Here is a 15,826-nt window from a genome sequence, read left to right on the forward strand (position 1 = left end):
CGGGTGGCGCTGGCGCGGGCGCTGATCGGCGAGCCGGCGCTGTTCCTGCTCGACGAACCGTTTTCCAGCCTCGACACCCACCTCAAGCAGCAACTGATCGACGACCTGCGCCAGCGGCTGTCCGCGATGGCGGTGCCGACGCTGCTGGTGACGCACGACCGCCACGAGGCGTTCGCGCTGGCCGACCGCGTCGCCATCTTGCAGCACGGACGACTGATCCAGGTTGGCACCCCGGGCGAGGTGCTGGCGCGTCCGGCCAGCGCCTGGGTGGCGCGCTTCGTCGGCTTCGACAACGTCGCCGCCGATCACGCCATCCCGCCGGCGGCCTTCCTGCTCGGCGACGGCCAGCCGTTGCGCTCGGTGAAATTGGTCGAGCCGCGGGTGGAGGGCTGCCGCGTGGTGGTGGCCGGCGACGGTGGCGACTGGGTGCTGTCGCTGTCGGCGCGCGAGCTGGCCACGCAGCCGTATCCGCAGCGCGGCGGCCATCTGGCGGTGGGCGTCGATCGCGCGGCGCTGCTGCGCTGGTAGCGCTTTGCGGCGTCAGGCAGCGGCACGCGGCCGGCGCCGGGCTTGAGGCGGAACAGGTGCCGGGCGCGGCTTTTGGTGTAAACTGCCACGCCTGTTTCCGGATAATTGCAGAAAGAACGCACCATGAAGCCGCATATTCTCGACACCCTCCACCAAGCCCGTAGCGCGCTGGACGCGCTGCTGGCCAATCCGGCGGCGCTGGCTGCTATCGGCGATGCCGGTGATGCGCTGGTGAACGCCTTCCGCCAGGGCAAACGGGTGTTCAGCTGCGGCAACGGTGGCTCGATGTGCGACGCGATGCACTTTGCCGAGGAGCTGTCCGGTCGCTACCGCAATGACCGCCGTGCGCTGCCGGCGGCGTCGATCAGCGACCCCAGCCACATCAGCTGCGTCGGCAACGATTACGGCTACGAGGCGATCTTCTCGCGCTATCTGGAGGCGCACGCCGGGCAGGGCGACGTGCTGCTGGCGATCAGCACCAGCGGCAGCAGCAAGAACATCCTCGCCGCGGTGAACGCGGCGAAAGCGCTGGGCGTCACCGTGGTGGCACTGACCGGCCGCCCCGGTTCGGTGATCGGCGAGCTGGCCGACATCGACGTCTGCACCCCCGGCGGCCAGTACGCCGACCGCGTGCAGGAGCTGCACATCAAGGTGATCCACATCCTGATTGAGTCGGTGGAGCGCGAGCTGTTCCCGGAAAACTACGCCTGATTGTCATCGGCATGAAATATAAAGCCTGCTTGCGAGCAGGCTTTTTTTTATTCAATTGCGACATGGTGTTACAGCTTTTTCGCCGTGACAGCTTGATTCTATTCTGGCTTTAATTGAGCAGGATTGGCATCAATGCCGTTCTGGCGGCTTTTGCCACGACCGGGCTTGGGTTTTGTGCGCCGCATCATGCGGATTTTGTCATAAAATTGCTTATATGCTATGTCTTTTGCAACTAAGTAAAAATACTGGGTGCGAAAAGATCGCATTGCACTGGGGCCGGGTTGGCACTAGATATCAACAGTGATGTCATCAGGATTACCCCTGGTGCCGCGCTCAACCCCACCGGAGCCACCCCCATGCTGCGCAATCCCACCATCGGCCAGCGTCTCAGTTTTCTGGTCATCGTCCTGCTCGCCATCGCCGCTTTCCTTGGCGGCTACGGCATGTATACCCAGTCCAAGATTCTTGCCGACTTTTCAAGCACCTATAACGATCGCGTGGTACCGCTGCAGCAGCTGAAGCTGGTGGCGGACGGCTACGCGGTCAGCATTGTCGATGCCGCGCACAAGGTCCGTGCCGGCGCGCTGAACCGCGACGGTTTCCTCGCCAATCTGGATCAGGCGCGCACGCAGATTCGCCAGCAGTGGCAGGCCTACCGCGCCACCGAGCTGACCGCGAACGAGCTGCAGCTGGCGCAGCAGGCGGAGCGCAGCATGCAGGCGGCCGACCATACCGTCGACCGGCTGCGCGAACTGGTGGTGGCCGGCGATAACGCGGCGTTGCAGACATTTAATGATGTTCAGCTGTATCCGGGGCTGGACCCGGTATCGGGGCGCATCTCCGCGCTGATCGACCTGCAGCTGAAGGTGGCGGCGCAGGAATACGCCGCGGCCGAGGCCGACGCCGCCTTCTGCGCGCGGGTGTCGCTGGCGCTGATGCTGCTGGGCATGGTGCTGGGCGCGGCGCTGGGCTACACCATCATCCGCCGCCTGCTGTCGCAACTGGGCGGCGAGCCGAACGACGTGGTGGCGCTGGCCGGACGCATTGCCAACGGCGACCTCAGCCTGCAGCTGCCGGTGCGCAGTGGTGACCGCCACAGCATCGTCGCCTCGATGGCGCAGATGCAGCAGGCGCTGATCGCGCTGGTGCGCAACCTGGACGGCATCGTGGCGCGGCTGACGGTGAATGCGTCCGAACTGGCGGCTGCCTCGGAGCAGGTCGCGGTCAGCGCCGAGGAACAGACCCGTTCCGCGGCGTCGATGTCCGCCGCGGTGGAGCAGCTGTCGGTGAGCATCGCGTCGGTCAGCGACAATGCCCGCGATGTCGCCACCGACGCGCAGGCGTCCGGCAGCCTGGCGCAACAGGGGCAGGGCATCATCGAGCGCACCGTGCACACCATCCACCAGGTGGCGCAGCAGGCGCGCGACGCCAGCCGCCAGGCGGACCTGCTCGGCAACAAGTCGCAGCAGATTGCCAATGTGGTGCAGGTGATCCGTGACGTGGCGGAGCAGACCAATCTGCTGGCGCTGAATGCGGCGATCGAGGCCGCCCGTGCCGGCGAGCAGGGCCGCGGCTTTGCCGTGGTCGCCGACGAGGTGCGCAAGCTGTCGGAGCGTACCGCGCAATCTACCGCCGAGATCAGCAGCATCATCGGCGAGATGCTGGACAACAGCCAGCGGGTGGTGGCTGGCATACACGGCACGGTCGGACAGATGGAGGACGGCCTGCAGCAGAGCCAGCAGGCGCAGGGCGCGGTGGCCGGTATCGGCGATAACGTTGGCCGCATCAACCACGCCATTGCCGAGATCTCGGTGGCGCTGGTGCAGCAACAGGCGGCCGGCAGCGGCATCGCCGGCAATGTCGAGCAGGTGGCGCAGATGTCGGAAGAGACGTGCAGTGCCGCGGCACAAACGGCAGCATCGGCCGGTCAGCTGGAGCAGATGGCGCACGAGCTGAAGGCCGCCATCGATTTCTTCTCGCTGCCTGCTGCCAGTGCGCCGGCACGTGACACGGCGTTCGCGATACCGCTGGCCAGCCGGCTGCAACCCGCCTGATGTCGTACCAGCCGGACCGTAGCAAGCGACACGGCCCCATTCAGGGCCGTGTTGTTGTTGGCGCTCAGAACGGTTTCACGATCTGGCACGCTCACGCGGGACAAGGCGAAACCGGCTGAGGCAGCGGCGTTTATCCCGATGTAACAAGCATGCCGCCACCGTTTTGAACGCGGCATCACCCCGTTGATATCAGTCGCAGCGGATCGTGTCAGGCAGCGACGGTTTCCTGCGGCTGGCACACGTCCACCCAGTGGCCGTCGACCACGGCGACCAGCTGCGCCAGGCTGATGCGCACCGCGGTGTGCACGTCACCGGCGGCGGGCAAGACCTCGTCGAAGGCCTGCAACGAGCTGTCCAGATACACCGGCAAGTCGGTGGCGAGGCCGAACGGGCACACGCCGCCGACCGGGTGCCCGGTCAGCGCTTCCACCTCGTCGGACGGCAGCATGCGGCCCTTGCCGAAGGCTTCCTTGAATTTGCGGTTGTCGATGCGGGCATCGCCGCGCGCCACCAGCAAGACCACCCGGCCATCGCCCAGGCGGAACGCCAGCGTCTTGGCGATGCGTCCCGGCTCGACCCCATGCGCCTCGGCGGCCAGCGCCACGGTGGCGGTGCTGGTTTCCAGCTCGATGATGGCGATATCCGGCAGGCGGGCGGCAAAAAACTCACGGACGGATTGCAGACTCATGGCGACCTCGGCTTGATGGCGAAGCGCTTATCTTGACAAGGTCGACGGGGTTTGAACATCCCCCGCACCCCGGCTGGCCGGGGGGATGCGATGGCGCTGTGGCGGTGGTGGCGAGCCAGCGGGGGATGTCGGGAGACCAGGCTGCGTCCGCCCGAGCCCCCGAGATGCTGCGACGCAGGGCGCAAAGGTTGGCCGCAGCGCACAGGGAGGACACAGCAAAACCGCCGCGAGGGCGGCGGTTTGCTTGGCGGGATCGGCCGGCGGCCGGCGCGGCTCAGTTGTGCCGGTCGCGGCCGCGTTGCTGCTGCTGTTCAAGTAGCAGCTCTTCCTCGGTTGGCGGCCTGCCTCTGGATGGCTGCCGTTGCTGTGGCGACTGTCTGGTTTCCGAGTCCTGTTGCCGCTGCTCGGTGCGGGAGCGGTTCGGGTTGCCCTGCGGTTGCCGCTGCATGTCGGGTCGCTGTTGCGGCTGTTCGATCCGGGGTTGGCCCGGAGCGGACTGCCGTGGCGCGTCCTGTTGTGGCTGGCGGCCTGGTGCTTGCCGCACGTCGGGGCGTTGTTGCTGCTCCATCCGCGGCTGGTTCGGCGCGGGTTGCCGTTGCACATCCGGTGCAGGCTGGCGGCCTGGTGACTGCCGCACGTCGGGTCGTTGTTGCTGCTCCATCCGCGGCTGGTTCGGCGCGGGTTGCCGTTGCACATCCGGTGCAGGCTGGCGGCCTGGTGACTGCCGCACGTCGGGTCGCTGTTGCTGCTCCATTCGCGGCTGGCTCGGCTTGCCTCGCTGCTGGAAATGCTGCTGCGTTACCTCTTCGCGTGGCTGATAGCGGTAATTCCGCGAGCGGATCTCGCGCAGCTGTTCGGACGAGCGCGGATAGTTTCTTTCCGAATATTGCCGCTGATAGTGCGGCAAGGGTGCCGGGGCGGGTGCGGAGCGCTGATCCCAGCGATCCCAGTCACGATGGCGCTCGCTCCAGTCGCGTCCCCAGTGTTCGTCCCAGCGCGGCGCGCGGTCGGCACGCCAGTAACGGAAGTACATCGGCGGCCGGCGATAGTAGCGGATCGGCACCCGCAACACGAACAGCGGCATGTATTCCGGCTCTACCTCCCACCACGGCCCATTGTACCAGTCGCTGGCATACCAGCGGTCGTCCTCGTAGGCCCAGTACAGCCCGTCGTAGAAGAAGAAATTGAAGTTGAGGCGGGGGGCGTAGTAAACCGGATAGCCCGGCACCCTGACCATGGCCGGATACGCCGGCAGGTTGATGCCCAGGCTGATGCCGGGCAGTTCGATGCCAATGCCGATACTGAGCTGGGCGTGGCTAGGCAGCGCCGGGAACAGCAGCATGGATAAAGCAAGCAGGAGATAGCGCATTTCGGTTCTCCAGTAGGATAAACAGCCATCGCGGCGACGACTGTTGTGACCGAGGCTTGCCGACGAAGACGAGATCGTGGGCACTGAATGGAGCTGGAACAAACGAAGGCGAGAGCAACCAGTCCGCGTGAAGGCGCCGGCCATACCGGTTTCGGCGCCCATCAGGCTGCCAGCAGGGCCGTGCTCCGCCGTGTCGGGAGCCATGCCGCTGCGACAACCACCTGTTGCCAGACAAAGACGGCTCCGTACGGAGCGCGCAATGAAAAAAACACACTGTGTGGCACAGCCATGCATCCAGGCGCGCCCTTGAACCAAGGGTGAATTAACAACGCTTCATCTTTACATTCTAGGTCGGATACGCCGCATTGCGAGGGCTACCGCCTGGCCTCGCCCGCAAGCCCACGCCGCGGTCGTCATGCCGCAGCGCTATCTGCCGCCATCCACCTGCGGCGTGCGCGACTACAAAGCCAACTGCGCAAGGGGGGCCTGGCAGGGGGCAGTCACTTGAACGGCTGCCGAGGTGAACGACCTGTGGCCAGGTACGTGGCAGCGGGGCAGGTTGCCCACCAAAACGGCCATCCAGTCCCCAGGCATGGCGTGGCCGATTGCCGCTAGCAAACAGACATTCGATGACAAACTAACGATGTCTCCACGGAGCTGGGGCAACTGCAAGCGGATATCCGGCGCATATCGGGCGCGAGTGAGGTGACTCGCCCGCCAGTTGACACGCCCCCGCCGAACTGCGACCCTTTCCGCCTCAATTTATTAGCCATTGCCCGCCATGAAAATCACCCAAAACACCGCCGTCACCCTGCGCATGAAAGTTACAGACAGCCAGGGTCTGGTTTACGACGATGGCAAGAATCCGGTCTCCTACCTGCACGGTGATTACGACAACCTGTTTCCCAAACTGGAAGCCGCACTGGAAGGTCAGGAAGCAGGCTTTCAAACCACGCTGGAACTCGCAACTGAAGACACCTTCGGCGAGCGCGACGAAGCCTTGGTAACCACCATGCCCAAGGCCGACTTCCCGCCCGGCGTCAAGGTCGGCGGCCAGATCCAGCGCATCGGCCCGGATGGCGAGCCGCGCTACTACTTCGTCACCAAGATCAAAGGCCCAACCGTATTGCTGGACGGCAACCACCCACTGTGCGGTAAAACCCTGCGCTTCGCCATCACGGTAGTGGACGTGCGTGAGGCAAGCGCAGAGGAAATTGCCCACCAGCATGTACATGGCGAGCACGGGCATCAGCACTGATACCTCCCCGCTCCTCACAAACAAGGCCCTCCCTCCGTTGGGAGGGCTTTGTTTTGCCTGAACCCCACCTGCTATGGCCAGGAAGCGCGATCAGATGCCAGCGCTTTTCGGCAAGCTGGGATCCTGTCCCAACCATGCCGAAGTCGTCGCCATGAATCGTACGGCGAACTCCGTCGTTGGATGGGCAAGTCCCCCAAGCCAGGAGCGATAGGCTCGGGAAGCTGCGGCGCATTCGTGCAGGCGTGACAACAGAATCGCCATCTACTCTATGCCTTTCGCAATCAGGCACAGTCTGAGGCATGCGCTTTTACGATGGCTACGGACGAAGTGTTCACGGGGAGGCACAGGGCTGCGGTCAGCAGTGCCAAGCTCATATGGCACAAGTAGACGGTATTAAAGTCAGCACGTTGTAAACCGGGGCTCCCGAGCAGTAGGACGGTGAGGGCGACACCCATGACTGAACCAACTTGCCGTATCGCCTGGTTGATGGCAGCACCTACGGCGTAATGGCCGGAGGGTAGGTGGCTGACCGCCGCCCCCGACAGCGACGGCAACACCATGCCCACGCCAAGGCCACTCAACAGCATGCCCGGCAGCCAGTCGGTCAGATACGCGGGCTCGGTGCCGGGCACCAGCAAAAACCACAGTGCGCTGGCCGCGTAGATCAGGCCTCCCACAACCAGCAAAGGTCGGTGACCATGCCGGCTCGCGATTCGGCCCGACACAGCGGCTACCGGAATCACCAGCAGCGGTCCGGGCGCCATCGCCAGACCAGCCAGCGGCAACGAATAGTGCCAGATCGACTTCATGTAAAAAAAGAAGGCGAAAAACATCATCGAGAACGCGATGCCGAAGCTCAACGTTGCGAGATTGACGTAACGGTATGTGGCGTTGCGGAACAAGCCCAGGTCCACCAGTGGCGCGGTGATAGACCGAGCCCAGGCGACAAATCCGACGACGCACGCCAACCCGATGCCCGCAGCAGCCAGCAGCTCATGGCGTGACCAGGCTGGCGACTCCGCTTGCACAATGGACAACGCCAATGCACCGATACCGACGATCAGCAAGCCCATCCCCGCCAGGTCTAGCGGGCGCCCTGGGGTTGACTGCTTCGCCTCCGTCAGCAGTGTTGCGCCGCGCCAGATGGCAAGAATGCCCAACGGCACATTCAGGTAGAACGCCCATTGCCACCCGAGCGACGCAATCACGAACGCGCCCAGGCTGGGGCCCACCGCTGCCGCCAGACCACCGACCGCTCCCCATAGGCTGACCGCCACAGCACGTTTGTTTGTCGGGAACGCCGCCAGCACGAGCGAGAGCGATGCCGGCGTCAGCAATGCAGCCCCAATGGCCTGCAGAACTCTGGCTGCGACCAGTCCCTCTACGCTGACCGCCAAACCACAGGCCACAGAAGCCGCCAGAAACAGCGCAACACCAACGAGAAATACCTGCTTGTGCCCGTGCTTGTCGGCCAGTCCGCCGGATGGGATTAGCATCGCAGCATAGGCCACGGTGTAGGCATTGAGCACCCACGAGAGGTCTGCCGCAGTAGCCAGCGGGAAACCGGCCCGCAAGGCGCTGAAGGCGGCGAACAGCATGGTGCCGTCCATAGAGACAAGAAACACCGCCACACTGGCCACCCAGAACACCGGCCATGGTGAGGCGGTGCTGGGGGGCATGCTGGACAAAGCCTGTTCCATGCTGGCGCGCGAGGACATGCTGGACTTTCTGTCTGAATCTGTCATAAGGCTCTTCCGGTCATTTAGTGTGCTCGCTCCCTCGGCGCCAGGCTCATTGAGGTGCGTGCCACTGTTAGAGGGGCGGGATCGATTCAGGCCAGCCCAAACGTTTTCCGCAGGCCTTTCTCGACCGGGCCGGCAGGCATGAAGCGGCGCAGCCTGGCCAGCAGAGACGCCTCACCTTTGGGCGTATGGCGCATCTTCCAGGCGCCCAAGGCGGCATCAACAATCGTGGCGGCCACGCCATCGGGCTCGGGCGCTTTTTGGACATTGTTCAGGATTGCCTGGGAAACGACGCCGAGCTCCTTGTCGTAGTCGGAGATTCTGGAAGCGGTCTGCGGCGCATTGAGGTCGAGATTGGTCTTGGTAAAGGAAGGTTCGACCAGCGCCACACGGATGCCGAACTGGCGCACCTCGTGATCCAGGGTTTCGGACAGTCCTTCAACGGCATGCTTGGAGGCCGAATAGAGCGCCATGTACGGTGCGGGCAGAAAACCCAGCACCGAGCTGACGTTGACGATGCGACCGGAACGCTGCTCGCGCATGTGCGGCAACACGGCCTTGATCGTGCGCAAGAGGCCGAACAGGTTGGTGTCGAACAGCGTCTGGGCTTCGGCAATCGACGTTTCTTCCGCCGCACCCAGCAGGGTCATGCCCGCGCTGTTGACCAGCACGTCGATGCGCTTGGCTTGATCGATGATGGTCTGGATGCCCCGTTGAATTGACGTGTCGTCACGGATATCCATCTCGATGAGGGCAACGCCGGGTATGGCTTGCGCTTTGGCCGTATTGCGCACCGTGCCGAATACGCGGCAGCCCTGTTTGGCAAATTGCATGGCGGCGGCACGCCCGATACCCGACGACACGCCGGTAACGACGACAACTTTGGAATTCGGCATGGCAGTTCCTTCTTGTGTAGGTGATTTGGATTGGGGGGTCAGCTTTGCGACGGGCTTGGCCTGATCTTGAACCAGATGGAATACATGGCCGGCAGGAACACGAGCGTCAGGATCGTCCCGGCAAAGGTGCCGCCAATCAGCGTGTAGGCCAGCGTTCCCCAGAACACCGAATGCGTCAGCGGGATGAAGGCCAGGATCGCCGCCAGTGCGGTCAGGATCACCGGACGCGCGCGCTGCACGGTCGCTTCGACCAGCGCACGGTATGGGTCCAGCCCGGCCTGTTCGTTTTCGCGTATCTGTCCGATCAAGATCAGCGTGTTGCGCATCAGGATGCCCGACAATGCAATCAGGCCGACCAGCGCATTGATGCCGAAGGGCTGCTGGAACAAGAGCAGCGTCGGCACCACGCCGATCAGTCCCAGCGGACTGGTCAGGAACACCATCACCATGCCCGCGATGGAGCGCACCTGCAGGATGATGATGAGCAGGGTGATGGCCAGCATGATGGGGAAGATCGGCAGCATGGCGACCGTTGCCTTGCCCGATTCTTCGATGGCGCCGGCCTCCACGATGCGGTAGCCCGCCGGCAGTTTTGCCATGATGGGCTGGAGTTGCCGGGTCATGGCCGTGGACACGTCCGGCGGCTGCAGGCCCTCGGCGATGTCGCCCCGCACCGTGATGGTCGGCATGCGGTCGCGTCGGCGCATGATTGGCTCTTCCATGCGCACCTCGACCTTGCCTACCTGCGACAGCGGGATGCGCTGCCCGTTGGCGCCGGCCAGCGTGAAATCGCCGATCCTGGCCGGGTCGAGCCGGACATTCCCGGCCGAACGTGCGACAACCTGCACCGTGCGAATGTCCTCGCGCACCGCGGTGACGGGTACCCCGGTCAGCAGGAATTGCAGTTGTTGCGCCACGGCGCTGGAGCTCAGGCCCACCGCCTGCAAGCGGTCCTGCTGCAAGGTGAAGTGCAGCGTGGGCACGCGTACCCCCCAATCCGTGTTGACCGTGCGCATCAGCGGGCTGGCGTCCATGACCTGCTGCACCTCGGCCGCCACTTTGCGCAACACATCCGGGTCAGGGCCGCTGACCCGGTAGGCCACCGGGAAGGGCGAATAGGGGCCAAACACGAGCTGGGTGACGCGCAAGCGCGCCTCGGAGGCCAAACCATCGGCGATGGCCTGCCGCAGCCGGTGTTTCAACGCCTCGCGCTCGTTCTGGTTGTCCGTGCGCACCACGATTTTCGCAAACGACGGATCAGGCAATTCCGGGCCCATCGAGAAATAGAAGCGCGGCGCACCCTGGCCGATGTAGGCGGTGACGATCCTGGCTTCCTCTTGCTTGGCCAGCCAGGCTTCCACCTTCCCGGCCGCGGCGCTGGTCTGGGTGATCGACGTGCCATAGGGCATCTGCACCTCGACCAACACTTCAGGCCGGTCGGAGATCGGGAAGAACTGTTTCTTGACCACCGCCATGCCGAGTACCGACACCACGAAAAGGCCGATCACCGAGCCGGCGACGATCCACTTGCGGGCAATGACGCGCCCCAGCAGTTGGCGAAAGCGGTTGTAGCGTGGCGTGTCGTAGATCGCATCGTGGCCGCCTGCCACCTGCTTGAAGTCGGGCAACAGCTTGACCCCGAGATACGGCGTGAACACCACCGCGACCACCCACGACGCGATCAGCGCGATGCCAACGATCCAGAACATATTGCTGGTGTACTCACCCGCCGAGGATCGGGCGAAACCATTGGGCATGAAGCCGACTGCCGTCACCAGCGTGCCCGACAACATGGGCGCCGCGGTATGACTCCAGGCGTAGGCTGAAGCTTTGATGCGGCTGTAGCCTTCTTCCATTTTCACCACCATCATCTCGATGGCGATGATGGCGTCGTCCACCAGCAGACCCAGCGCCAGGATCAGCGACCCCAGCGTGATGCGGTCGAAGTTCTTGCCGGTCGCCAGCATCACCGCAAACACGACGGCCAGCGTCAGCGGTACGGCCGCGGCAACCACGACCCCGACACGCCAGCCCATGCTCACGAAGCTGACCAGCATCACCACCAGCACCGCGGCGAAGAACTTGACCATGAACTCATCGACCGCCGAGCTGATGTTGACGGCCTGGTCGGTCACCTTGCTCAGGCTCATGCCCAGCGCTTGCTCGGCGTTGATCGCGCCGACTTCGCTATCCAGCGCCTTGCCCAGATCCAGCCCGTTCCAGCCGTCGCGCATGATGACGCCCAGCAACAGCGCAGGTTGGCCGCCGTTACGGATCATGAACGTCGCCGGGTCTTCGTAGCCGCGCTTGACCGTGGCGATGTCCGACAGCTTCAGCGTGCGGCCTTGCGCCACCACCGGTGTGTCGCGGATTTTCTGCAGCTGGTCAAAGGCGCCGTCCAGGCGGATGAACACCTCCGGCCCCCTGGTTTCCACCGCGCCGGCCGGCGTCAGTGCATTCTGGCTATTGAGGGCGGCGAAAATGTCCTGCGGGCTGACGCCCAGCGTGGCCAGACGCTCGTGCGAAAACTCGACGTAGATGCGCTCCGACTGCTCGCCAACGATGTTGACCTTCTTCACGCCCGGCACGTGCAGCAGACGCTGGCGTAGCGTTTCCGCGTCGCGAACGAGCTCGCGCTGCGGCACGCCCCTGGCCTTGAGTGCATACAAGGCGAAGGTCACATCGGCGTACTCGTCGTTGAGAAATGGCCCGATCACGCCGGGCGGCAGATTGCGTACTTCGTCGCCGACCTTTTTGCGGGCCTGGTAGAACTCGTCTTTCACCTCCGACGGCGGGGTGCTGTCCAGCAAGGTCAGCGTGGTGAAAGCCAGTCCCGGGCGGGTGTAGGTCTCGCTACGGTCATACCAGCGCAGCTCCTGCAGGCGCTTCTCGATCTTCTCCGCCACCTGGTCTTGCATCTCCTGCGCGGTTGCGCCGGGCCAGGCGGTGACGATGGTCATCACCTTGATCGTGAAGGAGGGATCCTCGGCCCGCCCCAGCTTGAAGAAGGACATCACCCCGCCCAGCGAGATCAGGATGATCAGGAACAGCGTGATGGCGCGTTCGCGTACCGCGAGCGCCGACAGGTTGAAACGGCCTTCGCTCACGGCTGGACTCCTTCGCTTGCCATGGCGACGGCTTGCTCAGCCACGCGAACCTGCCCGCCCTCGCGCAGCAGATGCGCACCGAGCGCGACGATCCGGTCGCCTTGCCTGATCTGGCCGGCGATGCGCGCGCTATCGTCACCCAGGTGCAGGACGGTGACCGGCCGCCAGGATACCTTGGCCGGCTTGCCATCGATCAGCCATACCCCCGGCCCCTTGCCCGCGTCGAACAGCGCGCCGATTGGCACCTGCATGCCGCCATTCACTGCGGCCTGGCCATCCGGAATCCGGATGGTCACCGTGGCACCCAGCGGGGCGTCGGCCAATTCGCCCTCCAGTACGTAGTGTGCTTCGAAGGTGCGGGTGAGTCGGTCTGCGGCATCGGAAAGCTGGCGAAGTCTGGCCGGAACGCTCACGTCTTCCTTGCCGAACAGCGTGGCTTGCCCGCTGGAACCGACCGCAGGGCGCAGGGTTTCCGGCAACTGGATCACCGCCTCGCGGCGCCCGGCGTGGGCCAGCCGCACCACGATCTGTCCAGCGCCCACAACTTGGCCGGGCTCGGCCAGCGTTTCCATCACCACGCCATCGCCATCCGCCACCAGCTCCGCATAGCGGCTTGCATTACGGGCCACGTCGGCCTGTGCTTCGGCCGCGCTCAGCTGGGCTTTGGCGGCATCCGCCGCCGCCTTGACCTGGTCGTAGGCGGAAGCAGAAATCGCACCGGTGCCACGCAGGTCACGGTAGCGGGCCTCGTCCTGCGCCGTCTGCTGCGCCCGCGCGCGTGCCGCGGCAACCGCCTCCAGCTGTGCCTGTGCGGCCAACTTGAGATCAGCCGGGTCTATCCGCAGTAGCGCTTGGCCGCGTTTAACGGTTTGCCCGGCGTCCACCAGGCGCGCCAGTACCTTGCCGGAGACGCGGAAGCCGAGATCGCTCTGTATCCGGGCGGCGATGGTGCCGGTGAAGGAACGTGACTCAGGGCTTAACCCTTGGACGATGGCGGCACGCACCAGCGGTGTGCTGGTGCGGGGGTCGGTCTGTGCTTTTTCGCCGCAAGCGACCAGGGCAAACGGCAAAGCACAAATGACTGTAGAGAGGGCAAGGCGATGCTGAAGCATGAAAGTCCCTTTGACGAAGTAATCGGGACTTTCAGTATTGTTCTTGTGACCAATTTAGTCAATAGTCACTAACGGGTCGCATCATCATGGTGACAAGCTGCGCAGCACCAGGCTGGAAAGTTGCGCGGGTGCCTCCTCGGTGTTGTCGAAGTTGTACTGCAATAGCAGCGGGTGCAGATAAGGGCGCATCACCAGGTAAATCGCTTTGGTGGTTTCATCGAGCGGCGTCTTGCGCTCAAAATCCCCGCTCAGTCGCCCTTGCTGCACGATTTCCTGCAGCAAGTTCCGAATACGCTCCTCATAGGCGACCGTCGCCTGCCAGCGTTCACCGGCGGCCGAGGCAGCGATTTCATAGAGCTTACGGTCCTGGAAAAACAGCCGCAGGCTAGCCTCTACAATGGTTTTAAACATCCGCCGCAGTTTCTCTGGCGGGTGTTCCGCAGCGTCTACCGCTGCTCTGACATCGTTCTCGATCTCGCGCAGACAGTTGGCACAGATCATCTCGCCGATGGCCTGCTTGGACTCGAAGAACTTGTAGATATAGGCCTTGGAAAAGCCGATGGCCTTGGCGAGATCCGATACTGTGGTTTTCTCGTAGCCATAGCGGCTGAAGTGCTCGGTGGCAGCGGCAACGATTTGATCACGTACGTCGTGGTCGGCCGGGCCGCGGGCTGCAACGGGGGAGGCGTGTGTATTCTTCATGGGTTGTAGCTTACAGACCTGCTCAAAAATTGACAATAAGTGACCAATATGTATTATGGTCACTATAGTTCATTCTAATTCGGAGCCTGTCCGTGCTAGCTAAACACCCACTTGCCTTGCTCATCGCCGCCAGTCTGTTGACCGGCTGTGCCGTCGGTCCCGATTATGTCCGCCCCAACATGCCGATGCCTGAACGGTATCTGGGCGCGGCCACGGTGGAACAGCGCCATGCGTCCACCCGTGCCGACCTGGCCGTATGGTGGGAGGGTTTCGGCGATCCGCAACTGAGTCGATACGTGATGCTGGCGCTGGAACAGAATCTCGATCTCGCGCAGGCATCCGCTCGCGTCGTTCAGGCGCGGGCGGGTCTGGGGGCGACCCATGCCGCCTTGCTGCCTGCCGGCAATGTCAGCGGCCAGGCCGCCAGGGCATACCAATCCGTTGAAACGCCTCTGGGGCAAATCTTGAATTCTGCACCCGGATTCGACCGTTATGGCAATGCCTACGAGGCCAATCTCGGGGCCAGCTGGGAACTGGACCTGTTCGGTGGCTTGCGCCGTGGACGAGAAGCGGCGCTGTCCGAGTATCAGGCGTCTGAAGCCGGCGCCACGGCCACGCGGCTGGCGGTGGCAGCCCAGACCGCCGACATCTATATCAGCATCCGCGGATTGCAAACCCGTCTGGATGTCGCCCGACGACAGGTACAGAAACAGCAGGCGCTGCTCAAGATCATCCGGCTGCTGTATGGCAAGGGCTTGGCGGCCGAACTGCAGGTGAACCAAGCCGAAGGGGTGCTTGCCCAGGTCCAGTCCTCCGTGCCAGTGCTCGAAACGGGGCTGGACGCGGCGATGAACGCACTGGATGTGATGCTGGGCTCGTCACCTGGTACGCATCGTGCCGAGCTGGCCGAAGTCGGTGCCATCCCTCTCTCCCCACGCATTGCCGCCACCGGATCGCCGGGCGAGTTGCTCCGGCGCCGGCCTGACCTGATCGTGGCCGAGCGCCGATTGGCGGCATCGAATGCCCGTATCGGCGTTGCCCTTGCCGAGTATTACCCGAAGCTCTCGCTGAGCGGACTGATCGGCAGCGCGACGGCCGTGTCCGCCGGCAATCTGTTCACTAGCGGTGCCAGCCAGGCCGCCGGGGTGCTGGGGCTGCGCTGGCGCCTGTTCGATTTTGCTCGCATCAACGCGCAGATTGACCAGGCCAAAGGCCAGGAAGCAGAAAGGTTGGCCGCGTATCGGCTTGCCGTACTACGGGCGACCGAGGACGTGGAAAACGCCTTCTCGGCCCTGGTCAAACGCGAAGAACAGGCTGTAGCGCTTGCCCGGGGTGTGGACTCGCTCGGACGCGCCCGGTCGGCCTCGTTTGCCGCCTATCAAAAGGGTGTCGTCAGCCTGATCGAGGTGCTGCAAGCCGATGAAAGCTTGCTCCGTACCGCCGACGCGCAAGCACAGGCGCAAACGGAATCGGCACGCGCAGCGGTCGCAGCCTTCAAGGCACTGGGTGGTGGTTGGCAGTCTCACGAATCCGAGGTACTGGCAATCAAGTAGCAACAGGAGCGGGACAGGGCTCCTGTGCAAACCTGCCATTGTGAGTCTGGCTACTCATTGGCTGCTTTGGCAGAACTTCAGATGAATTCGTAGTGCTCAATAATGG

The 15,826-nt window shown here is 63.9% G+C and carries 11 protein-coding genes and 1 pseudogene; 5 read left to right on the forward strand and 7 right to left on the reverse strand.

Annotated elements, in window-relative coordinates; genetic code table 11:
* The 3 genes and pseudogenes from ACG97_RS17780 to ACG97_RS11745 all read left to right on the forward strand — a co-directional run.
* A pseudogene (locus ACG97_RS17780) lies at positions 1–528 on the forward strand (ABC transporter ATP-binding protein); the annotation flags it as partial.
* 123 nt (positions 529–651) lie between these two features.
* Positions 652–1,239, forward strand: a complete 588-nt coding sequence (locus ACG97_RS11740; RefSeq protein WP_047967593.1) for an SIS domain-containing protein — start codon at positions 652–654, stop codon at positions 1,237–1,239.
* A gap of 356 nt (positions 1,240–1,595) precedes the next feature.
* Positions 1,596–3,293, forward strand: coding sequence for a methyl-accepting chemotaxis protein (locus tag ACG97_RS11745; protein ID WP_053068161.1), 1,698 nt, complete (start codon positions 1,596–1,598; stop codon positions 3,291–3,293).
* Positions 3,294–3,501: 208 nt separating this feature from the next.
* Here ACG97_RS11745 and ACG97_RS11750 read toward each other — a convergent pair whose 3' ends face one another.
* On the reverse strand, positions 3,502–3,981 hold the full coding sequence (locus ACG97_RS11750; RefSeq protein ID WP_047967558.1) for a YbaK/EbsC family protein: 480 nt from the start codon (positions 3,979–3,981) through the stop codon (positions 3,502–3,504).
* A gap of 274 nt (positions 3,982–4,255) precedes the next feature.
* A complete protein-coding gene (locus ACG97_RS17325; RefSeq protein ID WP_202902766.1) occupies positions 4,256–5,350 on the reverse strand; it encodes a hypothetical protein in 1,095 nt (364 codons plus the stop codon).
* 781 nt (positions 5,351–6,131) lie between these two features.
* Between ACG97_RS17325 and ACG97_RS11760 the strand changes: the two genes are divergently transcribed.
* Positions 6,132–6,608 (forward strand): peptidylprolyl isomerase, encoded by a 477-nt coding sequence (locus ACG97_RS11760; protein ID WP_047967559.1) that lies wholly within the window; start codon positions 6,132–6,134, stop codon positions 6,606–6,608.
* Positions 6,609–6,889: 281 nt separating this feature from the next.
* On the opposite strand, the gene ACG97_RS11765 is transcribed toward ACG97_RS11760, so the two are convergent.
* The 5 genes from ACG97_RS11765 to ACG97_RS11785 all read right to left on the reverse strand — a co-directional run bounded on the left by ACG97_RS11765 (position 6,890) and on the right by ACG97_RS11785 (position 14,167).
* A complete protein-coding gene (locus ACG97_RS11765; protein WP_047967560.1) occupies positions 6,890–8,353 on the reverse strand; it encodes an MFS transporter in 1,464 nt (487 codons plus the stop codon).
* A gap of 86 nt (positions 8,354–8,439) precedes the next feature.
* Entirely contained in the window at positions 8,440–9,246 is an 807-nt protein-coding gene (locus ACG97_RS11770) for an oxidoreductase (RefSeq protein WP_047967561.1), read from the reverse strand.
* A 38-nt stretch (positions 9,247–9,284) separates the two neighbouring features.
* Entirely contained in the window at positions 9,285–12,353 is a 3,069-nt protein-coding gene (locus tag ACG97_RS11775; protein WP_047967562.1) for an efflux RND transporter permease subunit, read from the reverse strand.
* Positions 12,350–13,465, reverse strand: a complete 1,116-nt coding sequence (locus ACG97_RS11780) for an efflux RND transporter periplasmic adaptor subunit (protein WP_047967563.1) — start codon at positions 13,463–13,465, stop codon at positions 12,350–12,352. Before ACG97_RS11780 ends, ACG97_RS11775 begins: the two co-directional genes overlap by 4 nt.
* A gap of 84 nt (positions 13,466–13,549) precedes the next feature.
* Complete coding sequence (locus ACG97_RS11785) at positions 13,550–14,167, reverse strand: TetR/AcrR family transcriptional regulator (RefSeq protein WP_047967564.1); 618 nt, start codon at positions 14,165–14,167, stop codon at positions 13,550–13,552.
* 92 nt (positions 14,168–14,259) lie between these two features.
* Between ACG97_RS11785 and ACG97_RS11790 the strand changes: the two genes are divergently transcribed.
* A complete protein-coding gene (locus ACG97_RS11790; RefSeq protein WP_047967565.1) occupies positions 14,260–15,720 on the forward strand; it encodes an efflux transporter outer membrane subunit in 1,461 nt (486 codons plus the stop codon).
* Positions 15,721–15,826 lie beyond the last annotated feature (106 nt).

It is taken from the genome of Vogesella sp. EB (genome assembly GCF_001037925.1).
GTDB lineage: Bacteria > Pseudomonadota > Gammaproteobacteria > Burkholderiales > Chromobacteriaceae > Vogesella > Vogesella indigofera.

Excerpts from the sequence above, each read along its gene's own strand:
- ACG97_RS11740 (WP_047967593.1), top strand. The coding sequence starts at position 652 with ATGAAGCCGCATATTCTCGACACCCTCCACCAAGCCCGTAGCGCGCTG.
- ACG97_RS11745 (WP_053068161.1), top strand. The coding sequence starts at position 1,596 with ATGCTGCGCAATCCCACCATCGGCCAGCGTCTCAGTTTTCTGGTCATC.
- ACG97_RS11750 (WP_047967558.1), bottom strand. The coding sequence starts at position 3,981 with ATGAGTCTGCAATCCGTCCGTGAGTTTTTTGCCGCCCGCCTGCCGGAT.
- ACG97_RS17325 (WP_202902766.1), bottom strand. The coding sequence starts at position 5,350 with ATGCGCTATCTCCTGCTTGCTTTATCCATGCTGCTGTTCCCGGCGCTG.
- ACG97_RS11760 (WP_047967559.1), top strand. The coding sequence starts at position 6,132 with ATGAAAATCACCCAAAACACCGCCGTCACCCTGCGCATGAAAGTTACA.
- ACG97_RS11765 (WP_047967560.1), bottom strand. The coding sequence starts at position 8,353 with ATGACAGATTCAGACAGAAAGTCCAGCATGTCCTCGCGCGCCAGCATG.
- ACG97_RS11770 (WP_047967561.1), bottom strand. The coding sequence starts at position 9,246 with ATGCCGAATTCCAAAGTTGTCGTCGTTACCGGCGTGTCGTCGGGTATC.
- ACG97_RS11780 (WP_047967563.1), bottom strand. The coding sequence starts at position 13,465 with ATGCTTCAGCATCGCCTTGCCCTCTCTACAGTCATTTGTGCTTTGCCG.
- ACG97_RS11785 (WP_047967564.1), bottom strand. The coding sequence starts at position 14,167 with ATGAAGAATACACACGCCTCCCCCGTTGCAGCCCGCGGCCCGGCCGAC.